The sequence below is a fragment of the Arthrobacter sp. 05T423 genome, assembly GCF_056396245.1.
This window is the reverse complement of sequence record NZ_JBFTLC010000024.1, coordinates 86,941-111,007: the sequence shown is the minus strand read 5'-3', so window position 1 is coordinate 111,007 and position 24,067 is coordinate 86,941. Positions and strand designations below refer to the sequence as shown.

General features: G+C 67.5%; 19 protein-coding genes and 1 pseudogene. 10 read left to right on the top strand and 10 right to left on the bottom strand.

The features are described from left to right. The coding region (locus tag AC1DFE_RS16945; RefSeq protein WP_476907036.1) for a hypothetical protein at window positions 1–263 on the top strand (263 nt) is incomplete at its 5' end. Between the two features lie 228 nt (window positions 264–491). Here AC1DFE_RS16945 and AC1DFE_RS16940 read toward each other — a convergent pair. Then, window positions 492–677 (bottom strand): YegP family protein, encoded by a 186-nt coding sequence (locus AC1DFE_RS16940; protein WP_476907035.1) that lies wholly within the window; start codon window positions 675–677, stop codon window positions 492–494. 142 nt (window positions 678–819) lie between these two features. On the opposite strand from AC1DFE_RS16940, the gene nboR reads away from it, so the two are divergent. Next, entirely contained in the window at window positions 820–1,476 is a 657-nt protein-coding gene (gene nboR, locus AC1DFE_RS16935; RefSeq protein WP_476907034.1) for a nicotine blue oxidoreductase, read from the top strand. Here nboR and AC1DFE_RS16930 read toward each other — a convergent pair. The 7 genes from AC1DFE_RS16930 to AC1DFE_RS16900 all read right to left on the bottom strand — a co-directional run bounded on the left by AC1DFE_RS16930 (window position 1,430) and on the right by AC1DFE_RS16900 (window position 10,720). Further along, a complete protein-coding gene (locus AC1DFE_RS16930; RefSeq protein ID WP_476907033.1) occupies window positions 1,430–2,080 on the bottom strand; it encodes a uracil-DNA glycosylase in 651 nt (216 codons plus the stop codon). The genes nboR and AC1DFE_RS16930 overlap by 47 nt on opposite strands. A gap of 95 nt (window positions 2,081–2,175) precedes the next feature. Continuing rightward, window positions 2,176–3,156 carry an aldo/keto reductase gene (locus AC1DFE_RS16925; protein WP_476907032.1) on the bottom strand — a complete coding sequence of 327 codons (981 nt, stop codon included), beginning with the start codon at window positions 3,154–3,156 and terminating at the stop codon, window positions 2,176–2,178. A gap of 58 nt (window positions 3,157–3,214) precedes the next feature. After that, a complete protein-coding gene (locus AC1DFE_RS16920) occupies window positions 3,215–6,091 on the bottom strand; it encodes a molybdopterin-dependent oxidoreductase (RefSeq protein ID WP_476907031.1) in 2,877 nt (958 codons plus the stop codon). Window positions 6,092–6,093: 2 nt separating this feature from the next. After that, on the bottom strand, window positions 6,094–7,059 hold the full coding sequence (locus tag AC1DFE_RS16915) for an FAD binding domain-containing protein (protein ID WP_476907030.1): 966 nt from the start codon (window positions 7,057–7,059) through the stop codon (window positions 6,094–6,096). Further along, window positions 7,050–8,471: an XdhC family protein gene (locus AC1DFE_RS16910; RefSeq protein ID WP_476907029.1), complete on the bottom strand. Its 1,422-nt coding sequence runs from the start codon at window positions 8,469–8,471 to the stop codon at window positions 7,050–7,052. The genes AC1DFE_RS16915 and AC1DFE_RS16910 overlap by 10 nt, the downstream gene beginning before the upstream one ends. A gap of 182 nt (window positions 8,472–8,653) precedes the next feature. Next, window positions 8,654–10,210, bottom strand: coding sequence for an NCS2 family permease (locus AC1DFE_RS16905; protein WP_476907028.1), 1,557 nt, complete (start codon window positions 10,208–10,210; stop codon window positions 8,654–8,656). Window positions 10,211–10,225: 15 nt separating this feature from the next. Further along, window positions 10,226–10,720, bottom strand: a complete 495-nt coding sequence (locus AC1DFE_RS16900) for a nucleoside deaminase (RefSeq protein ID WP_111904946.1) — start codon at window positions 10,718–10,720, stop codon at window positions 10,226–10,228. Between the two features lie 417 nt (window positions 10,721–11,137). On the opposite strand from AC1DFE_RS16900, the gene AC1DFE_RS16895 reads away from it, so the two are divergent. The 4 genes and pseudogenes from AC1DFE_RS16895 (at window position 11,138) to AC1DFE_RS16880 (ending at window position 16,578) form a co-directional block, all read left to right on the top strand. Beyond that, complete coding sequence (locus tag AC1DFE_RS16895; protein ID WP_476907027.1) at window positions 11,138–12,529, top strand: 8-oxoguanine deaminase; 1,392 nt, start codon at window positions 11,138–11,140, stop codon at window positions 12,527–12,529. Between the two features lie 112 nt (window positions 12,530–12,641). After that, the gene (ligD, locus tag AC1DFE_RS16890) at window positions 12,642–13,880 is read left to right on the top strand and encodes a non-homologous end-joining DNA ligase (protein WP_476907026.1); all 1,239 of its coding nucleotides are present in this window, start codon (window positions 12,642–12,644) and stop codon (window positions 13,878–13,880) included. A gap of 96 nt (window positions 13,881–13,976) precedes the next feature. Continuing rightward, window positions 13,977–15,224, top strand: a pseudogene (gene pdxR, locus AC1DFE_RS16885) (MocR-like pyridoxine biosynthesis transcription factor PdxR); the annotation flags it as partial. 145 nt (window positions 15,225–15,369) lie between these two features. Beyond that, complete coding sequence (locus AC1DFE_RS16880) at window positions 15,370–16,578, top strand: MFS transporter (RefSeq protein ID WP_476907025.1); 1,209 nt, start codon at window positions 15,370–15,372, stop codon at window positions 16,576–16,578. 106 nt (window positions 16,579–16,684) lie between these two features. Here AC1DFE_RS16880 and AC1DFE_RS16875 read toward each other — a convergent pair whose 3' ends face one another. Next, on the bottom strand, window positions 16,685–16,867 hold the full coding sequence (locus AC1DFE_RS16875) for a hypothetical protein (protein WP_476907024.1): 183 nt from the start codon (window positions 16,865–16,867) through the stop codon (window positions 16,685–16,687). 359 nt (window positions 16,868–17,226) lie between these two features. Here AC1DFE_RS16875 and pucL point away from each other — a divergent pair, with 359 nt between their 5' ends. Both pucL and AC1DFE_RS16865 read left to right on the top strand, forming a co-directional pair. Next, window positions 17,227–18,135, top strand: coding sequence for a factor-independent urate hydroxylase (gene pucL, locus AC1DFE_RS16870; RefSeq protein WP_476907023.1), 909 nt, complete (start codon window positions 17,227–17,229; stop codon window positions 18,133–18,135). 279 nt (window positions 18,136–18,414) lie between these two features. Beyond that, window positions 18,415–19,896 carry a nucleobase:cation symporter-2 family protein gene (locus AC1DFE_RS16865; protein ID WP_476907022.1) on the top strand — a complete coding sequence of 494 codons (1,482 nt, stop codon included), beginning with the start codon at window positions 18,415–18,417 and terminating at the stop codon, window positions 19,894–19,896. A 121-nt stretch (window positions 19,897–20,017) separates the two neighbouring features. Here the strand turns inward: AC1DFE_RS16865 and AC1DFE_RS16860 are convergent, their stop codons facing one another. Beyond that, window positions 20,018–20,773 carry an IclR family transcriptional regulator gene (locus AC1DFE_RS16860; protein ID WP_476907021.1) on the bottom strand — a complete coding sequence of 252 codons (756 nt, stop codon included), beginning with the start codon at window positions 20,771–20,773 and terminating at the stop codon, window positions 20,018–20,020. Between the two features lie 213 nt (window positions 20,774–20,986). Here AC1DFE_RS16860 and AC1DFE_RS16855 point away from each other — a divergent pair, with 213 nt between their 5' ends. Both AC1DFE_RS16855 and aceB read left to right on the top strand, forming a co-directional pair. Then, window positions 20,987–22,444, top strand: a complete 1,458-nt coding sequence (locus AC1DFE_RS16855) for an NAD-dependent malic enzyme (protein ID WP_476907020.1) — start codon at window positions 20,987–20,989, stop codon at window positions 22,442–22,444. A gap of 23 nt (window positions 22,445–22,467) precedes the next feature. Then, complete coding sequence (gene aceB, locus AC1DFE_RS16850; protein ID WP_476907019.1) at window positions 22,468–24,066, top strand: malate synthase A; 1,599 nt, start codon at window positions 22,468–22,470, stop codon at window positions 24,064–24,066. Window position 24,067: the final 1 nt, after the last annotated feature.

Here is a 24,067-nt window from a genome sequence, read left to right as displayed (position 1 = left end):
TGAAGGCCGTCCCGGACCAGATCCGGCAGTTCGTCCCGAACGAGTTCGCCACCCTCGGCGCCGACGGCTTCGGCTTCTCCGACACCCGCGCAGCAGCACGCCGCTTCTTCAAAAACGACATCCACTCCATCGTCGTCAAAACCCTCCAGTTGCTGGCGGCGAGGGGCGAGGTGGAGGAGGGCGCGCCGTCGTACGCCATGGACCGCTACAAACTCCTCGACGTCACGGCGGGAACAACAGGAGGAGCCGGAGGCGACTCCTGACCCACTGCCCGCTGGTTACCCCTCGAATCCCGAGTTTTGTCCAGATAATGGCCGCAAAAGGCCTCTGAAGTCGCGATATCTGGACAAAAACTCCAAGGTGGGGGGTGGTTGAGGGCTTGTCGAAACCCGGTTGTCGAGAAGATCAACTGCTGGAGCTTGCACTGCCTAAATAACGACGGCGGCCCTCACCTGGTGGTGGGGGCCGCCGTCGCGCTTCTTTGGGTTACGTCAGGGATGCCTGCGGTCCACGACGAAGCCGGTGGCTGCGCTCTCCCGGACTGCCGTGATCCCGGCGGCAACTGCCTTGATGTTGGGAAAGCTGGGCGAAACCGCAACCACGGTTCCGTCGTCTGCCGTCAGCCTGAACCGGTACTGTCCTGCGCCTGCCGTCTCGATTACGAATGTGCCTGCCATAGATGCTCCTTCCGACAACTGCACCCTTGCAGCCGCCATTACGACCCCCAATTGCCAACACGACATGTCCGAGGCTAGCCGCCATTCACTGGACGAACCACCCCTACTACCGGGTAGTCTTTGCGCCCCTAAGGTGGTGAGCATGGCTTCCTTACTTCCCAACACCACAGGCGTGTTGCTTGCAGGGGGTGCCGGCACCCGCCTGGGCCGCGGTCCGAAGGCACTGCTTCCGTTCCGGGGCCGTACCCTCGTGGAGGTCCTGGCGGACGTGCTGCTCGACGGCGGCTGCCGGGAGGTTGTGGTGGTGCTCGGTGCGGGCGCCGGGGATGTCCGCACGCGGGCTGATTTGGCCCGGCACACCGTGGTGGAGAACCCGGCGTGGGTGGGCGGGATGGGCAGTTCATTCCAGGCGGGACTGGACCGTGCACGCCAGGAGGACCATGTGCTGGTGGCGCTCGTGGACCAGCCCGGGCTGACGGCCGAAACTGTCGCCCGGCTTCTGCAGCAGCACCGGCCGGGCCGGGTGACGGCCTCCGCCTACGCCGATAAGTCCGGGAAGCTCCGGCGCGGCCACCCCCTCGTGCTCGACGCGACGCTGCGCGCGGAAGCGGCGGCGTCGGCGGGTGGCGACGCCGGTGCCCGGATTTTCCTGCAGGCGCACCCGGGGCTGATCGACCTCGTGGACTGCTCCGACCAGTCCGGCGGCGAGGACCTGGATACCCCTGACCAGCTGCACCTGCTGGGCTCTTCAGCTACTGCACCATCCCCGCCGCGAGAAGGTCCTGCAGCCCCTGCTTGAAGCGGGCCCTCCCGCCATGGGCTGGATGCCTGACTTTCGCCACGTCCAAGCCGCTGCGGCGGAGGCTGGCGTGCGCAACGTTCCCTACGGCCACCATGGTTTCAATGGGAAAGATCCCGGTCAGGGCCTGCCAGAACGGGGTCCCCAGCGCCGCTTCCGCGGGTGTTGGTGTGCGGTTGGACAGCGGCCACCCGGGCACATGCGTGTGCCAGGGGCAGGCGCTCCAGAGCAAAGGGAGGAAGCCGAGCTCGGCCAGCACCTCCCACATGACGGTGGCCGTCGGCTCGGCAGCGACGCCGGCAGCCTCCGGCGGTAGCCCGTACCCGTTCCCGGCCCCGAACAGTCCGAAGGGATTGGCGGCTCCCTGGAACATGCTGCGGTTGGTGAAGGGGACACCGGTGATCCTCATGCCGCGGAAGCCCGGCGCCTCCCCTACCAGCAGCACCTTCGGTGCCCGGTCCAGCATGTTCCCCAGATAGACCGCCAGGTTTTCCCGGCGCAGGGCGTTCGCGGGAACCGAGTGGTCGAAGAAGTTGTTGCACCCGGGCCCGGTTTCCACGGCGGCGAGCCGGTCAATGAAGCCGTCGATCAACGGTGAGGTCATGCGCCCGCTCCCCTCCACCCGGGTCACAGCGACGCGGGGTCAGATATCGCCCCTTTGAGGCCCCGGATTGGGCCGTAAGTGACCCCGCGTTGCATTTACCAGCGAGGATGGACCGCCTCACGGAAGTAGTGGTCGTAGATCCAGCGCACGCCTTCGTCGAACTCCGGGCTCAGCACGGTTACCGCCGCGGCGGCGTTGGCCCTGGCCTGCTCCACGGAGCGGGCGCCGGGAATAACGGACGTGACGCCGTCCTGCGCGGCGACCCACGCGATCGCTGCCTGCGCGGTTCCGGAGCCTTCCGGCACGAGCTGCTCGAACTCGGCAACGGCCTTGAGCCCCAGCTCGAAGTCCACCCCCGAGAAGGTTTCGCCGACGTCGAACGCGTCACCGCCGCGGTTGTAGTTGCGGTGGTCGTCCTCGGCGAAGACGGTCTCCTTGGTGTACTTGCCGGACAGCAGGCCGGAGGCGAGCGGAACCCGGGCGATGATGCCCACCCCTGCAGCCTTCGCGGCGGGGAGCACCTCCTCCAGCGGTTTGAGCCGGAACGCGTTCAGGATGATCTGTACCGAGGCAGTGCCGTCGTGGCGCAGGGCTTCGAGGGCTTCATCGGCCCGCTCCACGCTGACGCCGTAGTTCCGGATGGCGCCTTCGGCAACGAGGGTGTCCAGGGCGTCGTACACCTCGGCGCGGCTGTACACCGCCGTGGGCGGGCAGTGCAGCTGGACCAGGTCCAGGGAATCGGTCCGCAGGTTGCGGCGGGACCGGTCCACCCATTCGCGGAAGTTGGCGAGGTTGTAGTTTTCCGGGCGCTGCTCCAGCCTGCGGCCCATCTTCGTGGCCACCGTGATGCCCGTGCCCGGGTTGTCAGCGAGGAACGCTCCGATGGCCTCCTCGCTGCGGCCGTCCCCGTAGACGTCCGCCGTGTCGAAGAAGGTCACGCCGGCCTCGGCCGAGGCCGCCAGGATTGCCTGCGCCTGGGCCGGGTCAACGTTGCCCCAGTCCGCGCCGAGCTGCCAGGTTCCCAGTCCAACGACTGAAACGTTCCGTCCGGTCTTGCCTAAGATGCGCTGTTCCATCCTCCGACTATATGTTGCCGACCCCACGCGGGGTCACTTTGCGCCCTCCGGCAGCGGTTCATGGCGCACAAAGTGACTCCGCGTTGCTTGGACCTGCGGGAACGCCGGCCACGGGAACGCTGTCCGCCGCAGGAACGAGTCCGCGCTCCTTCAGCCCGAGGTAGATCTTGTCCCGGGCGATCGGCAGCTCGGCGAACCGCACGCCGGTGGCATTCCGGATGGCGTTGGCCAGCGCTGGCGCCACCGGGTTGAAGGGGCTCTCGCTCATGGACTTGGCCCCCAGAGGTCCCATCGCATCGTTGGTGTCGGCGAAGTACACCTCGCTGCGCGGCACATCGGCGAAGGACGGGATGTGGTACTGCCGGAGGATGTCCGTGGTGACCAGCCCGGCGCCGTCCACCCGCACCTCCTCGTACAGTGCGGCACCCAGCGCTTGCGCAATGCCGCCCTCGATCTGCCCCCGGCACTGCCGCGGATTAACGACGACGCCGGCGTCGGCCGCCTGCACGCTCTGCAGGATCCGCAGCTCACCGGTCCCGGTGTTGACGGCCACGCGGAAACCGTGGACGTTGAAGGCCACCGAGCGGGGCGTGCCGCCCCAACGGCCCTCGGCCTCGAGTTCGACGCCGGCCTGCCGGGCGGCGTCGAACATTTCCGTGAGCGGCACCCGGGTTCCTTCGCAGACCACGGCGTCGCCGTCGAGCACGCACCCGGAAGACTGGATCTGCCGGACGCCGGCGGCGAACGCCCCGATCCGGACGGCCAGTTCCTCGGCGGCGGCCAGTGTGGCCTTGCCGGCCACCACTGTGCCGGCCGAGCCGAACGCGCCAGTGTCGTGTTCGATCAGGTCAGTGTCGGACTGCCGGACGGTCACCCGTGCGGCCACCGTGGACAGCGCCGTCGCCGCCAGCTGTGCGTGCACCGTGGTGGTGCCATTGCCGAATTCGGCGGTTCCGACGTCGGCGGCGTACGTTCCGTCGGCCAGGAGCCGGAGCTTCGAATGGGCGAAGTGACCCCGCGGCGGCACGGTGTCGATCATGGACAGCGCCGTGCCCTCTCCCGTGACCCAGTCCGGCCCCAGGTCATCGAGGCCGGCAGCCCGGTACCGTTCCCGCCCGCGCTCCAGCGCATCCTGCACCAGCCGCGTGCACTGGTCCAGCCCGTAACTCCCGTAGCGGACGTCCTCCTCCGGCTCGGAATGGGTGGACAGCATGTCATCGCCCTCGCGGACCATGTTGCGGCGGCGGAACTCCAGCGGGTCCATGCCGATGCCCGTGGCCAGTTCGTCGACGGCCGACTCGATGGCAAAGATCATCTGGCTCAGCCCGTAACCGCGGAACGCGCCGGACGGCACGGTGTTCGTGTAGACGGCGAGCGCGTCCACCTTCTTGTTGGCGCACTTGTAGACGGCCAGGGATTCGCCGCAGCCATGGAACATGACGCCGGGGGCATGGTTGCCGTAGGCGCCCGTGTCCGTGACCACGTCCAGCTGCAGGGCCGTGAGCCTGCCGTCATTGCTAGCTCCCGCTTTGAGCTTGATGGTGAACGGGTGCCTGGTGGTGCTGGCGGTGAACTGCTCGGTCCGGGTGAACTCCAGCTGCACGGGCCGCCGCAATTTCAGGGCCGCGAGCGCGGCGATGTCCTCCGTCAGCACCTCCTGTTTGCCGCCGAAACCGCCGCCCACCCGGCCCGCCACCACATGTACCTGCTCCTCCGGCAGCCCGAACACGCGGCACAGCGTGCGGCGCACCAGAAAGGGAACCTGGCTGGACGTGCGCACCTGCAGCCGGCCGTCGCCGTCCACCGACGCGATGGACGCATGCGTTTCGAGCGCCACGTGCTGGACCCGCTGGGTGCGGTAGGTCTGCTCGTGGATGAAGTCGGCGGCCGCGAAGCCGTCGCTGACGCTCCCCAATTCGGAGTGCAGCTCGGCCACGATGTTCCGCTCCGGCTGGGCGATCCGCGCCGTGCCGCCGGCCTTGTCCCAGTGCAGGGCTGGCGCGCCGGGGAGGATGGCGTCCTGCGGGGTGAACACCGCGGGCAGTTCCCCGTACTCAACTCGGACCGCACGGACGCCCGCTTCCGCTGCCCCCACCGATTCAGCGACGACGGCGGCCACCCGCTGGCCGCGGAACCTCACCACGGTGTCCAGCAGCCGGGTGTCGTCGGGGTCGTCGGTGTAGAGCTCGTGCTGGGCGCTGGAATACAGCTGGTCCGGGGCGTCCTCGGCGGTGAGCACGGCCACCACCCCCGGCACCTCCATCGCGGCCGCGGTGTCGATGGCCAGGACCCGGGCGTGCGCGTGCGGCGAGCGCACGAGCTTCAGGTGCAGCAGACCGGGCATGGCTTCGGCCGGGACATCCAGCGTGTAGCGGGCCTGGCCTGTCACCACGGCGCGGCTGGCGGGAGCCGGAACGTCGTCACCCAGCCGGCCCGGCTCCGGGGCGGGCTGCCCGTCACCGGCGATCCCCGAGCCGGGTCCTTCCGGGGCCGGGTGGCCTTCGTGGCCGCAGACAGCGTCCGCGATGGCCCGGTACCCCGTGCAGCGGCACAGGTTGCCCTTCAGGTTGCGCGGCAGGTTTTCCTTCTGCGCCTCGTCGAACGTGGCCGCCGTCATCACCATGCCCGCGGTGCAGAAGCCGCACTGGAAGCCCTGGCGGTCCAGGAACTGCTGCTGCACCGGGTGCAGGTCAGATCCCCCGCTCGTGGCCGCGAGTCCTTCGATGGTTGTGACGGCGTGGCCTTCGGCGCGCACGGCCGGGTAGATGCAGCTGTGCACCGGGGTGCCGTCCACGTGCACGGTGCAGGCACCGCAGTCGCCGCCGTCGCAGCCCTTCTTGACGCCGAAGTTGCCCTGCTCCCGGAGGAACGTGCGCAGGCACTGGCCGGCCCGCGGGTGCGCCTGCACCGGCGTGCCGTTGATTTCCATGGCCATGCTCAGGCCCCTCTCTGCGTCTGTTGGGCCTGCGTCTGTTGGGCCGGTGTCTGCCGGGTCGGCTGCGGCTGTGTCTTCTGGGGAGGCCAGAAGTCGCCGGACACTGCTGCCGGAGCTCCGGCCGGCACGCCCAGTTCTGCCCGGATTTCCTCCGCCAGCCGGTGCGTGATGTCGTGGCGCCACGCGGGCAGCCCGTGGATATCGTCGTGGTACAGGCCCTCCGGGATGGCGTCCTCGAGTTCCCCCGCCAGCTCCGGCGCATCCGGCAGGGAGCCGAACCGCAGCTGCACGGGCCGCTTGGTGGCGGCGGTGACGGTCAGCGTGAACCGGCCGCCGCCGTCGAGCCTTCCGATCAGCAGCACCCCCGACCTGCCGAGGTTGCTCAGCGAGAGCCGGCGGAACGCCACTCTGGAGGACAGGGCCGACGCCGGGAGGCTGACGCTGCGGAGCAGCTCGCCGGGTGCCAGCGCGTTTTGCCCGTCCCCGGTGATGAAGTCCGCTACCGGCAGCTCCCGGGGGGAGCCTCCCGGGCCGAGGACCGTGGCCGTGCCGTCCAGTCCGGCGCACAGCGAGATCATGGGGCCGGCCGGCAAGGACGTGCACAGGTTGCCGCCCACGGTGGACATGTTCCAGATCTTGAAGGACGCCACGAACGAGTCGCAGCAGGGCCGGATCAGGTCCAGGGCCGGCCAGTCCCTCGTACCGGTACCGTCAGCTGCGAGCCTTTCCGGCAGCGCGTAAAGTTCGGCGACGGTGCACGTGGCGGCGAGCTCGATGCCGTCCGCCGTCACGGTGACGGGCTGCCACCCGGCCGAGCTGAGGTCCAGCAGGCGGCGCAGCGGCTCGGGGCCGAAGGCGCTGCTGCCGTAGGAAAAGAGGACGGTGCCGCCCGCGAGCCAGGCGTCGCCGTCGCGCCAGTCAGCGGGGTCGGTGGTGCGGACCACCGCCTCGATGGTGTTCATGTCCATGCGATCTCCTGGAATGCCTGTTCTGTGCCCGATGCTTGGTGGGTGCCTGATGCTTGGTGGCTGTATGCCGGTTCTGCCCCGGCGCCCTGGTCTGGGCTGGCGCTCCGGGCGGGAAGCGAATGGATGGGTCCCCTGCCGTCCCGCAAGGGAGTGCAGGTGGCGGAACCAGTGCGGGCTGCGATCAGCTCGGCAGTGATGGAGACGGCCACTTCCGCCGGCGTGGCAGCACCGAGGTCGAGGCCGATCGGCGAATGCAGGCGCGCCAACCGCTCCGGCACCACGCCGGCCTCAAGCAGCCCGTCGATGCGCTGCCGGTGGCTGCGGCGCGAGCCCAGGGCGCCGACGAAGGCAACATCCAGCTCCAGTGCTTCCTGCAGCAGCGGAATGTCGAACTTGGGGTCGTGGGTGAGGACGCAGATCACCGTGCGGGAGTCGGTCCGGCCTGCAGCGGCTTCCGCGGCGAGGTACCGGTGCGGCCAGCTGGTGGCCACCTCGTCCGCAGCCGCGAAGCGCTCCTGCGCTGCGAACGCCGGCCGGGCGTCGCACAGCGTGACGCGGTAGCCGAGCAGTTTCGCCGCCGGCACCAGCGCCGCGCCGAAGTCGTTGGCGCCGAACACCAGCAGCCGGGCCTGCGGCAGGCGGCTCTCCACCAGCAGGGTGACAGGCTCCGGCAAGGTCACGCCATCCTCAGTACAGTGGGTGCCGCGGGCTGGGACGACGCCGCCACAGCCCTGCGTCGGCGCAAGCCGGACCAGCCCCGTCCGTCCGCCGCGCAGCAGCGGTTCGAGCTGGGCGGCGGCCGCCAGCAGCACGGCCCGCCTGGCTTCAGCATCCACACTCAAAGCGTCCAGCCCCAGCAGCGCCGCGAGCTCCGACGATCCAACAACCTCGAACGAGCGCGGATCAGGAACCACCACGACGGAAGGCAGCTGTGCGTTGGCGTCGGCCGCTATCCCGGCAGCCCCCAATGCACTGCCGGACCCGGATTTGCCGGGTATGGTGCCGGTGCCGCCGTCGACGCGCCGGATCAGTGCCAGCGGCTGTTCGGGGTCCACGGTGGCCAGCCGGCGGAGGGCCCCGAGCCCGGCGGCGCTGCCGTCCAGGGGCTGGATGTGGACCTCCAGCTCACCGCCGCAGGTGAGTCCGACGGCGAACGCGTCCTCGCTGCTGAAGCCGAACGCCTCAAGGCGGGTGCCGCCGTCGGCCATCACCTCCAGCGCAGAGACAACCACTGCCCCCTCAACGCAGCCGCCGGAGAGACTGCCGAGGATCTCGCCGGATTCGGACACCAGCATGGAGGTCCCGGGCGGGCGCGGCACGGAGCCGCTGGCGGTGATGATGGTGGCCACGGCGCACCGTTCCCCGGAGGCCGCAGGGCGCCAGCCGGCCAGAGAAGGCATCAGATCCAGCATGGCAGCACTCCTTCTTTCCGTGCGATGGTGCCCATATTCTCGTTCCTATCGTTGGTAGTGGAAAGCGTACGACGCCGGTCAGGCCCAGCGACGCGCAAACGGTCCGGGGATGCGAGGAGTCCCGTGTCCTCCGGCCGTCTGCGCGTCGTGGGGCATTTTCCAACGTCGCTGCGTCCGGACCCCTATGCCCCGAGCAGCGCGCTGACCGGACCCCGCGCGAAGTAGACCACGAAGCCCACGGTGACCACCCACATCAGGGGGTGGATCTTCTTCGCCTTGCCGGAGGCCGCGCCAATCACCGCCCAGCTCACGAAGCCCACGCCGATCCCGTTGGCGATCGAGTAGCTCAGCGGCATGGTGACGATCGTCAGGAAGGCCGGCAGCGCCACCGCGAACTTGGTGAACTTGATCTCGCGGATCTGCGCCATCATCATCGCGCCCACCACCACCAGGGCTGCCGCCGCCACCTCCAGCGGCACCACGCTGGTGAGCGGGGTGAGGAACATCGAGCCCAGGAACAGCGCGCCGGTGACCACGGATGCGAGTCCGGTGCGCGCCCCCTCGCCGATTCCCGCAGCAGAGTCGATGTACACGGTGTTGGAGGAACCTGACGTGGCGCCGCCCACCACCGCGCCCACGCCTTCGACGATGAAGGCGGACTTGAGCCGGGGGAACGTGCCGTCCTTGTGCGCCACGCCCGCGCTCTTCGCGAGCCCGGTCATGGTGCCCATGGCGTCGAAGAAGTTGGTGAACACGAGCGTGAATACCAGCATCGTGGCGGCCAGGCCGCCGATCCGGCCGAAGGCGCCGAACAGGTCGAACTGGCCCACGAGGCCAAGATCCGGCGCGGAGACCAGGTGCCCCGACAGCACCGGCGTGTTCAGGTGCCAGCCACCGGGGTTGGTTTTGCTGGCAGGGCCGATGTGCAGGATTGCCTCGACGACGGCGGCGAGCGCCGTGGTGGCCACGATGCCGATGAGCAGGCCGCCCTGGACCTTCCGTGCCACCAGGATGCCCATGACCAGCAGGCCCACGATGAACACCATCGTGGGGATGGAGGTGATGGAGCCATTGTCGCCGAGCTGGACCGGCGGGCCGCCTGTGGTGGCCTTGACGAAACCGGAGTCCACAAAGCCGATGAAGGCGATGAACAGGCCGATCCCCACCGTGATGGCGGCCTTTAGCTCCTTGGGTACAGCCCTGAAGATCGCGGTCCGCGCGCCGGTGACACCAAACAGGACGATCAGGATGCCGTTGATGACCACCAGGCCCATGGCCTCGGCCCAGGTGACCTCGTGGATCACCGCCACGGCGAGGAAGGAGTTGATGCCCAGCCCCGCCGCCAGGCCGAACGGCAGGTTGGCGATCAGGCCGAACGCGATGGTCATGACGCCGGCCGTGAGCCCGGTGACCGCGCCCACCTGCGCCGCCGAGAGCCAGCCGCCGGCGACGTCGGTCGGGGCGTTGTCGGCACTGAAACCGCCGAGGATCAGGGGATTCAGGATGACGATGTAGGCCATCGTGAAGAAGGTGACCAGTCCGCCCCGCACCTCGCGGGCCACGGTGGAACCGCGCCGGGTGATATGGAAGAAGCGGTCAAGGAACGAGTTCGACGCCGGGGGTTTGGGGCTGCTGCTCCGCTGTGCTTTGCCGGTTGCCGTGTGCTTTTCGGGTGCCGCCGTCTGCCCTGTGACCGGAAGCACAGCCTGCTGTTCAGCGGTATTGTCCAGGATTGTCATGTCAGACACCGAGCCCTAGTAGTCAATCCTGGAGTCGAGCGTGTTCCAGGTGTTGAACGGTTCCAGGATGGCCGGGGCTTCGGGGTGGCCGAGCTCCAGCTTGGAGACCGGCATCAGGGTGTGCCGGTCCTCGTTGTCAAAGTACTCGTAGAAGACGGCGTCGTCGAAGCCCACGGAGGCGGCATCGTGCCGGTCGGCGGCGAAGACCACGCGGTCGATGCGGGCCCAGAGCGCGGAGGCGAGGCACATGGGGCATGGCTCGCAGCTGCTGTAGAGGGTGGCCCCGCGGAGGTCGAAGGTGCCAAGGCCGCTGCACGCGCGGCGGATGGCCGTGACCTCGGCGTGGGCGGTGGGATCGTTGTCGGCGGTGACCCGGTTGACGCCGTCGAACGCCTGACCGTCGGCGGTGACGATCACGGCGCCGAACGGGCCGCCGCTGTTCAGGACGTTGGCTGTTGCCAACCGGATGGATCTGGCCAGGAATGCCTCGGCCGTGACGGTGGTACTCATGATGCGACTCCCTTTGCTGTGGAAGCCGGTACCCCGCGGACGGAACGGAAAAGGACCAAGTGCGACGGTTACCAGGCTTCAGCATGTGCTTTTGAAGGTTAAGTTGCGCCTGGTAGATAGCTTCCCCGGAGTCCGGGTGCCCGCCTTTGGCAGAATCGAGATTAGCACCGGAATGTGGTCCGCGCCATAGTTTTCTGGAAACTTAATTTCGCAATGTGAAATGCATGTTTCGTTCGACTCACGGCCGGCGGGCACCTGGGTCGGTGACCGCGGCCGGTCACAATCCGCGGCCATTGACCGCCATCCGGTGCCCGCCCTACGCTGGTGCCGACTTGCGCCGCCGCGCTGCAGGCCCCCTGGATCAGCAGACAGGACCACTGAGCTGGAAAGTATCAGCACGCTCAGACAGGGACCCTCATGACCCAGCCCTTCAATATTCCGTCAGCACCCTCGCCAGCGCCCGCATCCCGGCTCTGGATCCAGAACCCTCTCGCGGCCTTCACGGCCAACAGCCTCGACGCTTCAGGCGGACTGGTGATCAGCGGCGGAAGGATCGTGGAGGTGCTTGGCGCCGGCCAGACGCCCTCCGCACCATGCCAGCAGACCTTCGACGCCGGCAGCCACGTGCTGCTGCCCGGCCTGATCAACACGCATCACCACTTCTACCAGACGCTCACCCGCGCCTGGGGTCCGGTGGCCAACGCTCCGCTGTTTCCCTGGCTGCAGAACCTCTACCCGGTCTGGGCCAGGCTGACCCCGCGGGAACTTGAACTCGCGGCCACCGTGGCCCTCGCCGAACTGCTGCTCTCCGGCTGCACCACCGCCGCGGACCACCACTACCTCTTCCCGGCCGGGATGGAGGATGCGATCGACGTCGAAATCGGTGCCGTGCGCCGGCTCGGCATGCGGGCCACGCTGACCCGCGGCTCCATGACATTGGGAGAGGACGACGGCGGGCTGCCGCCGCAGTCGACGGTGCAGGCGCCGGAGGCGGTGCTGGCGGACAGTGAACGGCTGATCCGCGAGTACCACGAGCGCGGGGACGGTGCCGCAATCCAGATTGCCCTGGCGCCCTGCTCCCCGTTTTCCGTCACCAAGGAGATCATGGCCGAGAGCGCCGCGATGGCGGAGCGGCATGACGTCCGGCTGCACACGCACCTCGCGGAGACCCTCGACGAGGAGCAGTTCTGCCTCGAGTCGTTCGGCCTGCGCACAGTGGACTACCTGGACAGCGTGGGCTGGCTGACCGGCCGGACCTGGCTCGGACACGGCATTCATTTCAGCGACGCCGAAATCGCCCGGCTGGGAGCGGCGGGAACCGCCGTCGCCCATTGCCCGACGTCGAACATGCGCCTCGCCTCAGGCACCGCCCGGGTGCTCGAACTGGAGGAAGCCGGAGTGCCCGTGGGGCTGGGAGTGGACGGGTCGGCGTCGAACGATGCGTCCAACATGATTCTCGAGGCGCGGCAGGCACTCTACCTGCAGCGGCTCCGCTACGGTGCGCACGTTCCGGTGGAGCGGGCACTGGGCTGGGCGACGCGGGGATCCGCGGCGGTGCTGGGCCGGCCGGACCTTGGCCAGCTGGCGCCCGGCATGCAGGCGGACCTGGCCCTGTTCCGGCTGGACGATCTGCGGTTCTCCGGCAGCCACGATCCGCTGGCCGCCCTGCTGCTGTGCGCTGCCGACCGCGCGGACCGCGTGATGGTGGGCGGCGAATGGTGCGTGGTGGACGGGCAGATTCCGGAACTGGATGTGGCGGGCCTGATTGCGGAGCATTCGGCGGCGGCACGGCGGCTCGTGAACGGCTGAGTCCCGCGCCGTTCCGCGCCGTTTCGACGGTTCCCTGCGCAGACGACGTTCCGCAACGTCGAGGGCGCAGGGAACCATCGAAATGGGGCCGGCCAACTGCTAGCGTGGCGGCATGACTCCGTCGAAGACGCCGGCCGAGATCCTAGACATCGCCGGCACCGAGGTCCGCATCTCGAGCCCGGACAAAGTGGTGTTCCCTGAGCCCGGGCTGACGAAGCTGGACCTGGTGCGCTACTACCTGGCCGTCGCGGATGGCGCGCTGCGCGGCGCGGGCGGCCGGCCGATGGTGCTCAAGCGCTTCCCGAAAGGCATCGACGCGGAGGCGTTCTTCCAGAAGCGTGTGCCGGATAACCACCCCGTCTTCATCGACACGACGACGCTGCACTACGCGTCCGGGACGTCTGCGGAGGAGGCGGTGATCCGGGATGCCGCGGGCCTGGCGTGGGTGGTGAATCTTGGCTGCCTGGACCTGAACCCGCATCCGGTGCGCGCGGAGGACCTCGAGCACCCGGACGAGCTGCGGGTGGACCTGGACCCGATGCCGGGGGTCGACTGGTCGCAGATCGTCGACGTCGCGTATGTGGCCCGGGAGGTCCTCGACGACGTGGGACTTGTGGGGTGGCCGAAGACGAGCGGGTCGCGGGGCTTGCACATCCTGGTGCGCATCGCGCCGCAGTGGCAGTACCGCGACGTCCGCCTCGCAGCCGAAACCCTCGCCCGGGAGGTGGAAAACCGCGCTCCGGGCTTGGCCACGGCGCGGTGGTGGAAGGAGGAGCGCGGCGAGAGTGTGTTCGTGGACTTCAACCAGAACGCGAAGGACCGCACCGTGGCCTCGGCCTACTCGGTGCGGCCACTGCCCGATGCCCGGGTCTCAACGCCGCTCACCTGGGGCGAGGTCCGCTCCGCCCGGCCAGAACAGTTCACAGTGCCCACGGTGCTCAAACGCTTCGCAGAGGTGGGCGACGCCCACACCGGCATTGACGATGCCGTCGGAACACTCGACGGGCTTCTCGCCCTGGCCGCCGAGCTCGGGCCGGCCGAGAAGGCCCCGCGCGCCGGCAATGGCTCCGGCCGGCGGCAGTCGGTGATGCCGCTCATTGAGGTGGCACGCACCAGGACCAAGCCCGAGGCCCTGGCGGCGCTCGACCAGTGGAAGTCCCGGCATGCGGACGTGGTCCCCGCATTGCACCCGGCCGATGTGCTGGTTGACGGAATGCGCGGGTCAAGCTCGCTCTGGTACCGGGTGCGGGTGAACCTGCAGCATGTCCCCGAGGCGGAGCGCCCGCCCCAGGAGGAGCTCGTTGCCGACTACGACCCGTGGGCCGGCGTCCGTTGGGACAGCAGGCCTTAAAGCTTGCCCGTACCAGCCCGGGTTCCGGTGCATTCGTTCAGTGATGCCGGGCTCGTAAAATGGCGGCATGGTGAAATCAGCTCCGCGATTGGCCGGATGAAGACCGCTGGTGGCCGTCTGCTGGCCGGACTCGAGCTAGACCGCGCCGCGACTCAGTCCTTGCACCGGCAACTGTATGAGCAGTTGCGCACACAGATCCTGGCAGGTTTGCTGCCGAGCGGAACCCGCCTGCCATCGACCCGGACACTCGTCAGCGAGCTGGGAGTCTCGCGGATCACGGTCGTCTCGGCGTTCGAGCAACTCACCGCCGAGGGCTTCCTGCGCTCACGGGCGGGAGACGGCACCTGCGTCGACACATTGTGGAGTGACGCCGCCCCGCGGCGGCCCATGTCCCGGCCTCCTCTTTCCGAACGCGGAGCGGCCACTTCTTCGCGTGGCACCAACCTGTTCGCCGAGGCGCCGTACGTGTGGGCGCCGACCGAAACGGAATCATTCGTCGCGAGCCAAGTGGCGTCCTCGGCTTTCCCCGCGGCCACCTGGAAGCGCCTACTGGGTCGCTATGCCGGGCGCGCCGATCCGTTCGTGACCGGGTACGGCGATCCGCACGGGCATCGCCCGCTGCGGGAGGCCATCGCGGACTACGTCAATGACGTGAGGGGGTTGGGGTGCACGGCGGACCAGGTGGTGGTCACCTCGGGTGCGCAGCAGGCATTTAACGTGCTGGCGGTGCTGCTGCTGGACGCCGGCGACCCAGTCGTCGTCGAGGATCCGGGGCACATCTCCGGACGGCTCGCCTTTCAGCCCCAGGGCTGCCCGGTCCGGGGCGTCCCCGTTGACGACGAGGGAGCGATCCTTCCGGATGAGCACGACGACGCGGCCCCGGCTCGTCTGGCTTGTCTGACTCCAGCCCGGCAGCATCCGCTCGGCATCGCGATGAGCCCGGCGCGGCGGGCGGAATGGATCGCCTGGGCGGAGCGAAACGGAAGCTGGATCGTTGAGGACGACTGCGACAGCGAGCTGCGCTACCGAGGGAAACTCCTCCCGACGCTGTTCGGGCTCGATCTGAGCAGGCATGTGATCACCGTGGGCTCATTCAGCAAGGTGCTGGCCCCGTCGATCCGCCTCGGATACTGTGTGCTGCCGGAGGACTTGGTGGAGCCTTTCGCATCCGCATCATCGATCATCGGCCGCCCGCCCGCGATGGTGCTCCAGCTGGCTCTTGCGGACTTCCTGTCAGAGGGGCATCTCCACACCCATTTACGCCGGACCCGGCGCCTGTATGCGGCACGTCAGGACGCCCTGCTCGATGCGATCGATCATCAGCTGGGCCACAGGATCGACGCTGCACCTGTGGACTCCGGCCTGCACGTCATGGGTTGGCTCCGTGAACAGGTCGACGATATAGAGGTGGCACACCCCCTCGGCGAGTACCGAGTCACCCGGCGGCTTGCCCCTGCGCTACTGATCGGGTTCGCCGGCACTGGTCGTCATGGCGGGGGGCACGATCTACAAACTCGCCAGCCTCAAGGACGCGTTCTACGTTCCCATGCAGGAGGCCATGGGACTCAGCCACTCCGAGATCGGCACGCTGCTGAGCGTCAATTCGATCGTGGCGACGGCGCTGTTCATCGTGGGCGGCTACCTTGCCGACCGTTTCTCCACGAGGATCCTCATTCCGCTGGGCCTGGTTGGCACCGGTGCGCTGGGCCTGTTCCTCAGCACCTTCCCGGGCTTCAGCAGTTTGCTGGTGGTGTTCGCGCTGCTTGCCGTGTGCTCGGACTGCCTGGTCTGGCCAGCGCTGTTGAAGGGCATCCGCCAGCTCGGCGGCTCGAAGGAGCAGGGACGGCTCTTCGGCCTCCTAGAGGGCGGCCGCGGCGTCGTCGACACCGCGGTGGCCTTCTCCGCGTTGGGAATCTTCGTGCTGCTCGGCTCGGGAGCAGGAGGATTACGCGCGGCCATCGCCTTCTACGCCATCGTTGACGTCGCCGTCGGCGTGCTGCTGTTCCTCCTCCTCCGGAACGAGGTCGGTGAGCAGCAGCCAACAGCGAAGAAGCAGAAGACCGGCCTCGGCGAGATCTGGCGCGCGGCCAAGCTGCCGCAGCTGTGGTGGGTGAGCTTCACCGTGTTCATGGTGTACGTGGTGTACTGCGGCCTCACTTATTTCATCCCCTATTTGACATACGTGTACGGGCTTCCCGTCGCACTGGTCGGCGCGTACGGAATCATTAATCAGTACGGCCTGAAGATCCTCGGCGGCCCGATCGGCGGCGTCCTTGCAGACAAGGTGTTCAAGGGGGCGAACCGGTATATCAGGCTGGCGTTCCTATGCATGGTCCCAGTGATGGCAGTGCTGCTGCTCATCCCGGCCGACCCGCGCAGCCAGATCCCGGCGATGATCGTGACCCTCTTGTTCTCGCTCATTGTCTTCACCATGCGGGGCGTGTTTTGGGCGCCGATGGAGGAGGCCGGGATCCCGGAGGAGACCAGCGGCACCGCCTTCGGGATCGCCTGCCTGGTTGGCTATGCACCCGGCATGTTCGCTTACATCGGCTATGGCGCGATCCTCGATGCGAACCCGGGAGCCGGCGGCTACCACATCGTATTTATCGTGCTCGCAGCGCTCGCGCTCGTGGGAGCGGCCGTCTCCAGCGGGCTCGTTCGGGTCGTTCGGGCCGGACGGGCAGCGGTCGGGGTCTGATCGCTTTTCCGGACACGCAAACGGACCAAGGACACGGAAGCGGTCCGGGGACACCACCGTTGGGTGTGTCCCCGGACCGCTGGCGCATCCGGCCGCGATTACCGCGTCAGCGCCGTCCGAAGCCGGGCAGGCCGTGGACCCAGCGCGAGAAGCGGCCTCGAACATGCTCCCTGTCCGCGGGGAGATGGAAGTCGGGATCCGTCCCGCCTCCGAGGGGAAGGTAGAACTCCTGGACTGAGGGTGCCGTCGTCTGTGCCGGAGCGACCGGCGTTGTGTCCTGCTGGTACATCTGATCCTCCTCTGAGGTGGTTGATTCTCGTTCTTTCGCAAAATGGAAAATAACTTTTGCTATGTGGAATATGCTAGGCGCGGTTGCATGGGTTCGTCAATGGCCCGGAAGGCGGCCAGTCACAAACTGATTTTTCGGATTGTGATGTACACCACCGGCATGCTGCGCTACTCTTGAAGTCAATTCGTGGCGCACGTCACGTAACCTGGGAGCAGCAGGCAGGGTCGTAATGAGCTGGCATCACAACTGATGTCGGCTCATTTTTTATTTGGGTCGACGCCACACGAAATGCGTGGGAAACACGCACTTAATTTCTATGTGGGACTTTCATTCCACATACCGGAAGTTGGGAACAGACCATGAGCAACAAGATCGTCCTCGGCCACAACCAGTACGGCAAGGCCGAAGTCCGCGTCGTCAAAATCACCCGCGACACCGACCGCCACGAGATCGAAGACCTGAACGTCACCTCGCAGCTCCGCGGGGACTTCGCCGCCGCCCACCTCGAAGGCGACAACGCCCACGTGGTGGCCACCGACACCCAGAAGAACACCATTTACGCCTTCGCCCGCGAAGGGGTCGGCTCCCCCGAGGCGTTCCTGCTGCGCCTCGGGGAGCACTTCACCTCCAGCTTCGACTGGGTCACCGGCGGCCGCTGGGAGGCCGAGTCCTACGCCTGGGAGCGCATCCAGGCTCACGGCAGCGCGCACGATCACTCCTTCGTCCGCAAGGGCCAGGAAGTCCGCACCGCCGTCCTGGTCAGGGACGGGGCAGCCACCCACCTGATCGCCGGACTCAAGGACCTGACCGTCCTGAAGTCCACGCAGTCCGGCTTCGTCGGCTACCCGAGGGACAAATACACCACCCTGCCGGAGACCACCGACCGCATCCTGGCCACCGACGTCTCGGCCCGCTGGCGCTTCAAGGCCGGCACCGATTTCAGCTCGCTCGACTTCAACAAGAGCTACGACGACGTCAAGAGCCTCCTGCTTGAAGGCTTCACCGAGAACTACTCCCACGCCCTCCAGCAGACCCTGTTCGACATGGGCGCGAAGGTCCTGGAAGCCCACAGCGAGATCGAGGAAATCAAGTTCTCGATGCCCAACAAGCACCACTTCCTCGTGGACCTCTCGCCGTTCGGGCTCGACAACCCCAACGAGGTCTTCTTCGCGGCCGACCGCCCGTACGGACTCATCGAGGCCACCGTCCTGCGTGACGACGCCGAAGCAGCCGACGCCGCCTGGTCGGGTATCGCAGGCTTCTGCTAGACCCCAGCCGGCCGGCCCGCGGACCAACAGACCAACAGACAAGGCCCGCGGGCCCGGCGGCACCCCACAGCACCACCGCCACAGAGTTTTTGTCCAGATATCGTGGCCTCAGGACCCTTAAGCGCCTAATAAGTGGACAAAAACTCCGGCCCAGCCCACCAAAATCGAGCCTCACGCCCGCATCCAACGGATTCGAGGCCCCACACCTCAAGACTCAAATTGTTAGCCAGACATTGTTAGCCAGACGAAGGCGTCTGCCATGAACCAAGAAAGTCTGCCATGAACATCTCCAAGAAAACCCGCCCAGCCGCAACCCGCCCGGAAGATCAGCGCCTCTCGATCGGCAGCACCTTCGCCTACGGGTTCCAGCACGTCCTCACCATGTACGGCGGCATCATCGCCCCGCCCCTCATCATCGGCGCCGCGGCCGGCATGTCGTCCCAGGACATCGGCCTGCTCATCGCCGCCTGTCTCTTCGTCGGCGGCCTCGCCACCATCCTGCAGACCGTCGGCTTCCGGTTCTTCGGCTCCCAGCTCCCGCTCGTCCAGGGCGTCTCCTTCGCCGGCGTCTCCACAATGGTGGCGATTGTCCACGGCGGCGGCGGGATCCAGGCGGTCTTCGGCTCGGTGATCGCGGCTTCGCTGATCGGGCTGCTCATCACTCCGCTGTTCTCCAAGATCATCAAGTACTTCCCGCCGGTTGTCACCGGCACGGTGATCACCACCATCGGCCTCACCTTGATGCCGGTGGCCGCCAACTGGGCCATGGGCGGCAACAAGGCGGCCCCCAACTACGGCAGCATGGCCAACGTTGGCCTGGCGGCCGCCACCATGGCGATCGTCCTGCTGCTGAGCAAGGTGGGCAACGCCGCCATCTCCCGTCTGTCCATCCTGCTCGCCATGGTCCTGGGCACCCTCATCGCCCTCGCCTTCGGCATGGCCGACTTCTCCAAGGTGGGCACGGGCGAGATTGTCGCCTTCCCCACGCCGTTTGCTTTCGGACCGCCGACGTTTGAGATCGCAGCGATCATCTCCATGCTGATCGTCATCCTGGTGACGCTCACCGAGACCTCCGCCGACATCATCGCCGTGGGCGAGATCGTGGGCACCAAAGTGGACTCCAAGCGGATCGGCGACGGGCTGCGGGCCGACATGCTCTCCAGCGCCATCTCCCCGCTGTTCAACTCCTTCACGCAGAGCGCCTTTGCCCAGAACGTGGGACTCGTGGCCATCACGGGCGTCAAGAGCCGCTTCGTCGTGAGCGCCGGCGGACTCATTCTCGTCATCCTCGGCCTGCTTCCCGTCCTTGGCCGGGTTGTAGCGGCGGTGCCGACGCCCGTCCTGGGCGGTGCCGGCGTCGTACTCTTTGGAACTGTTGCCGCCAGCGGCATCCGGACGCTCTCCAAGGTGGAGTACCGCAACAACATGAACCTGATCATCGTGGCCGCGTCCATCGGCTTCGGCATGATCCCGATCGCGGCGCCGGCGTTCTACGACCAGTTCCCGTCCTGGTTCAGCACCATCTTCCACTCCGGCATCAGCTCGGCAGCGGTCATGGCCATTCTGCTGAACCTGCTCTTCAACCACCTCAAGGCGGGCAACTCGGACAACCAGTCAGTGTTCGTGGCCGGCACCGGGCGCGTCGTCAAGGAGGAGGACCTGCACTGCCTGGCCGACGGCGACCGCTTCGAGGGCGGGAAGCTCATCGACTGCGACGGCAAGGAAGTCCCCATCGAGACATCCTCGAAGTCAGAGCACTAGCCAACGACAGCAAAGCGCGAACAAGCAGGTAATGCCCTCAAATCCCGGATTTGAGGGCATTACCTGCACGTTCGCGCTGTATTGAAGAACGACGGCGGGAGGTCAGTTTGGGGAAAGCGCGTCAGTTTTGGTTGAGCTCGTCCGAGATGGCCTGGGCTGCTTCGCGGAGGAGCGGCACGGCGCGGTCGGCGAAGGCCTGGTCCACGCGGGAGACCGGCCCGGAGACGGAGATGGCGGTGGGCGTGGGCGCATTGGGCACGGCCATGGCGAAGCAGCGCACGCCAAGCTCCTGCTCCTCCTCGTCGATCGAGTAGCCGCGCTCGCGGATCTGGTTCAGGTCCGCAATCAGGGCATCGAAGTCGCCGATGCTCTTGGCCGTGGGCGTGGGCATGCCGGTGCGGGTCACGATGCCGCGCACCACCTCGTCGTCCAGCTGCGCCAGGATCGCCTTGCCGACGCCGGTGTCGTGCGTATGGGCGCGGCGGCCCACCTCGGTGAACATGCGCATGGAGTGCAGCGACGGCACCTGGGCCACATAAATCACCATGTCCGAGTCCAGCACGGCCATGTTGGAGGTCTCCCCCAGCCGGTCCACGAGGGACTTCAGCTGCGGCCGCGCCAGGGCACCGAGCTGCTTGTTGGCGCCTTCGCCGAGCCGGATCAGCCGCGGGCCCAGGGCGTAGCGTCGGTTGGGCAGCTGGCGGATGTACCCCAGCGCCACGAGCGTGCGCAGCAGCCGGTGGATCGTGGGCAGGGGCAGGTCCGTGGAGGAGGAGAGCTCGCTGAGCGTCACGTCGCCGCCGGCGTCGGTGATCAGTTCCAAAAGTTCAAAGACGCGCTCAACGGACTGCACGCCTCCAGAGGCCTTCTCAGCCATGTAGCACTCTCCTGTTGTCTTGAATACGACAACTCTTATCCGCATCGTGAAAAAAGTTGCTTAGACAGCCAAAGATACAGCAAGCCCACAGGCCGCGTCGATGAAAGCAGTAGGGGCTTGTATTTCCATAAAGTAGATAATAATATCCATAATACGAAAATATTCACGAGAACAGCCCACCGCAGCGGCGGGCCCGAATCAGGAGGACATTCAATGGCGAACCCGAGCCCCGGAAACTCAATCACCCTGCGCGTGGAGGCACCCTCGAGCTTCACGGCCACCAGCGAGCTCGCGGCAGCCGTCGGCGCGGCCGGAGCGGCCATCACGGCACTGGACGTCACCGAGTCGCACCACGAGACGCTGGTTGTCGACGTCACCTGCAACACCACGGACCAGGACCACGCGGACCGCGTGAAGGACGCCCTTAACGCGCTCGACGGCGTCACCGTACGCAACGTCTCGGACCGCACCTTCCTGATGCACCTCGGCGGCAAGCTCGAGGTGGTCCCGAAGGTGGCGCTGCGCAACCGCGACGACCTCTCCCGCGCCTACACCCCCGGCGTCGCCCGCGTCTGCCTTGCCATCGCTGAAAACCCCGACGCCGCCCGGAACCTGACGGTCAAGCGGAACACGATCGCCGTGGTCACCGATGGTTCTGCCGTCCTGGGCCTGGGCAACATCGGCCCGGCAGCCGCGCTTCCGGTCATGGAGGGCAAGGCCGCTCTGTTCAAGCAGTTCGCCAATGTCGATGCCTGGCCGGTCTGCCTGGACACCCAGGACACCGAAGAAATCATCAAGATCGTCAAGGCCCTCGCCCCCGTCTACGGCGGCGTGAACCTCGAGGACATCGCCGCGCCGCGCTGCTTCGAGATCGAAAACCGGCTCCGTGAGGAACTGGACATCCCGGTGTTCCACGACGACCAGCACGGCACCGCCATCGTCACGCTGGCCGCCCTGGTCAACGCCCTGCGCGTCGTGGGCAAGAAGCTCGCGGACGTCCGCATCGTGGTCTCCGGCGTCGGCGCCGCAGGCTCGGCGATCATCCAGCTCCTCAAGGCCCAGGGCGCGCAGCACATCATCGCCGCCGGCCGCTCCGGCGCCATCCACTCGGGCGAAAAGTACGACGACGAACACCGCACCTGGATCGCGGCCAACACCAACGAGGAAGGCTTCTCCGGCACGCTGCACGAGGCCCTCAAGGGTGCGGACGTCTTCATCGGCGTGAGCGCCCCGCACGTGATCGGCGAGGAGCAGGTTGCCTCAATGGCGGACAAAGCCATTGTCTTCGCGATGGCCAACCCGACGCCGGAAATCGACCCCAGCATTGCGTCCAAGCACGCCGCCGTCGTGGCCACCGGCCGCAGCGACTTCCCGAACCAGATCAACAACGTCCTGGCCTTCCCGGGCTTCTTCCGCGGGCTGCTGGACGCCGGGGCATCGGACATCACGCCGGAGATGCTGGTGGCCGCCGCGGAGGCGATCGCCAACCGGGTGGCTGACGACGAGCTGAATGCGAGCTACATTATCCCCAGCGTCTTCGATCCCCACGTGGCCGCCGATGTCGCCACGGCGGTAGCCAACGCGGCACATGCGGCAGCGGGTGTCCGGACCGCACACGCAGCACCCGCTACTGTTGCGGCGCCCGCGGACGCGGCTCTCGCCAACGCCTGAATCAGCCCTGGAAAGGACCCACAATGGCTATCACAGTCACAGACCCCCGGCCGATCGAGCGTGCGGAGGAGATTCTCACCCCGAAGGCCCTCGCGTTCGTGGAGGAGCTCCACAAGCGCTTCGCCGGCAGGCGCGGCGAGCTGCTCACGGCCCGCAAAGTCAAGCGTGAGCAGGTGGCCCGCACCGGCAGGCTGGATTTCCTGCCGGAGACCAAGGACGTGCGCGACGGCGACTGGAAGGTTGCGCCGGCACCAGCGGCGCTGCAGGACCGCCGGGTTGAGATGACCGGCCCGGCCTCGCCGGCCAAGATGGCCATCAACGCCCTGAACTCCGGCGCCAAGGTGTGGCTCGCGGACCTCGAGGACGCCAGCACGCCCACATGGGGCAACGTCATTGACGCCATCCTCAACCTCCGCGACGCCGCCACCGGAACGCTGGCCTACACCTCCCCCGAGGGCAAGGAGTACCGCCTCCGCACCGACGCCCCGCTGGCCGTCGTGGTGGCCCGCCCCCGCGGCTGGCACATGGAGGAGCGGCACCTGCTGCTCGACGGCGAACCCGCCGTCGGCGGGCTGGTGGACTTCGGCCTGCACTTCTTCCACATCGCCAAGCAGCTGGTGCTCAACGGCCAGGGCCCGTACTACTACCTGCCGAAGATGGAGAGCCACCTCGAGGCGCGGCTGTGGAACGACGTGTTCGTCTTCGCCCAGGACTTCCTCGGCCTCGGCCAGGGCACCATCCGCGCGACTGTGCTGATCGAAACCATCCCTGCCGCGTTCGAGATGGACGAGATCCTCTACGAGCTGCGGGACCACGCCTCGGGGCTGAACGCCGGCCGGTGGGATTACCTCTTCAGCATCATCAAGTACTTCCGCGACGCCGGCGCCAGCTTTGTGCTGCCGGACCGGGCCACCGTTGCCATGACGGCGCCGTTCATGCGGGCGTACACGGAACTGCTGGTCAAGACCTGCCACCACCGCGGCGCCTTCGCCATGGGCGGCATGGCGGCGGTCATCCCCAACCGGCGCGAACCCGAGGTCACCGCACAGGCCTTCGAGAAGGTCCGCGCGGACAAAACCCGCGAGGCGAACGACGGCTTCGACGGCTCCTGGGTGGCACACCCGGACCTGGTGCCCGTCTGCCAGGAGGTGTTCGACTCCGTGCTCGGGGACCGCCCCAACCAGCTGGACAAGCAGCGCCCGGAGGTCTCCGTCACGGCCGGCCAGCTGCTGGACATCGCCTCCGCGGAGGGCCAGGTTACGGAAGCCGGGCTGCGCCTGAACCTCTACGTGGCTGTGGCCTACACCGCCGTCTGGATCTCCGGCAACGGCGCGGTGGCCATCCACAACCTGATGGAGGACGCCGCCACGGCGGAAATCTCCCGCTCGCAGGTCTGGCAGCAGATCCGCAACGAAGTGGTCCTGGCGGACACCGGCAACAAGGTCACGCGCGAACTGGTCACCCGGATCCTCGCCGAGGAAACCGAAAAGCTGCGCGGCGAGGTGGGCGAGGAAGCGTTCGCCCGCTACTACCAGCCCGCGAGCGCCCTGATCGGCGACATCTGCCTCTCCGAGGATTACACGGACTTCCTCACCACCCCGGCCTACGAACTGGTGGGCTGAG

What these genes read in the sequence shown, in the direction of transcription:
- AC1DFE_RS16880 (WP_476907025.1), top strand. Translation starts at nt 15,370, where the DNA reads ATGGCGGGGGGCACGATCTACAAACTCGCCAGCCTCAAGGACGCGTTC.
- AC1DFE_RS16910 (WP_476907029.1), bottom strand. Translation starts at nt 8,471, where the DNA reads ATGCTGGATCTGATGCCTTCTCTGGCCGGCTGGCGCCCTGCGGCCTCC.
- AC1DFE_RS16875 (WP_476907024.1), bottom strand. Translation starts at nt 16,867, where the DNA reads ATGTACCAGCAGGACACAACGCCGGTCGCTCCGGCACAGACGACGGCA.
- AC1DFE_RS16915 (WP_476907030.1), bottom strand. Translation starts at nt 7,059, where the DNA reads ATGGACATGAACACCATCGAGGCGGTGGTCCGCACCACCGACCCCGCT.
- AC1DFE_RS16930 (WP_476907033.1), bottom strand. Translation starts at nt 2,080, where the DNA reads ATGACCTCACCGTTGATCGACGGCTTCATTGACCGGCTCGCCGCCGTG.
- AC1DFE_RS16860 (WP_476907021.1), bottom strand. Translation starts at nt 20,773, where the DNA reads ATGGCTGAGAAGGCCTCTGGAGGCGTGCAGTCCGTTGAGCGCGTCTTT.
- AC1DFE_RS16920 (WP_476907031.1), bottom strand. Translation starts at nt 6,091, where the DNA reads ATGGCCATGGAAATCAACGGCACGCCGGTGCAGGCGCACCCGCGGGCC.
- AC1DFE_RS16900 (WP_111904946.1), bottom strand. Translation starts at nt 10,720, where the DNA reads ATGAGTACCACCGTCACGGCCGAGGCATTCCTGGCCAGATCCATCCGG.
- AC1DFE_RS16855 (WP_476907020.1), top strand. Translation starts at nt 20,987, where the DNA reads ATGGCGAACCCGAGCCCCGGAAACTCAATCACCCTGCGCGTGGAGGCA.
- AC1DFE_RS16925 (WP_476907032.1), bottom strand. Translation starts at nt 3,156, where the DNA reads ATGGAACAGCGCATCTTAGGCAAGACCGGACGGAACGTTTCAGTCGTT.
- AC1DFE_RS16895 (WP_476907027.1), top strand. Translation starts at nt 11,138, where the DNA reads ATGACCCAGCCCTTCAATATTCCGTCAGCACCCTCGCCAGCGCCCGCA.
- nboR (WP_476907034.1), top strand. Translation starts at nt 820, where the DNA reads ATGGCTTCCTTACTTCCCAACACCACAGGCGTGTTGCTTGCAGGGGGT.
- AC1DFE_RS16940 (WP_476907035.1), bottom strand. Translation starts at nt 677, where the DNA reads ATGGCAGGCACATTCGTAATCGAGACGGCAGGCGCAGGACAGTACCGG.
- aceB (WP_476907019.1), top strand. Translation starts at nt 22,468, where the DNA reads ATGGCTATCACAGTCACAGACCCCCGGCCGATCGAGCGTGCGGAGGAG.
- pucL (WP_476907023.1), top strand. Translation starts at nt 17,227, where the DNA reads ATGAGCAACAAGATCGTCCTCGGCCACAACCAGTACGGCAAGGCCGAA.
- ligD (WP_476907026.1), top strand. Translation starts at nt 12,642, where the DNA reads ATGACTCCGTCGAAGACGCCGGCCGAGATCCTAGACATCGCCGGCACC.
- AC1DFE_RS16905 (WP_476907028.1), bottom strand. Translation starts at nt 10,210, where the DNA reads ATGACAATCCTGGACAATACCGCTGAACAGCAGGCTGTGCTTCCGGTC.
- AC1DFE_RS16865 (WP_476907022.1), top strand. Translation starts at nt 18,415, where the DNA reads ATGAACATCTCCAAGAAAACCCGCCCAGCCGCAACCCGCCCGGAAGAT.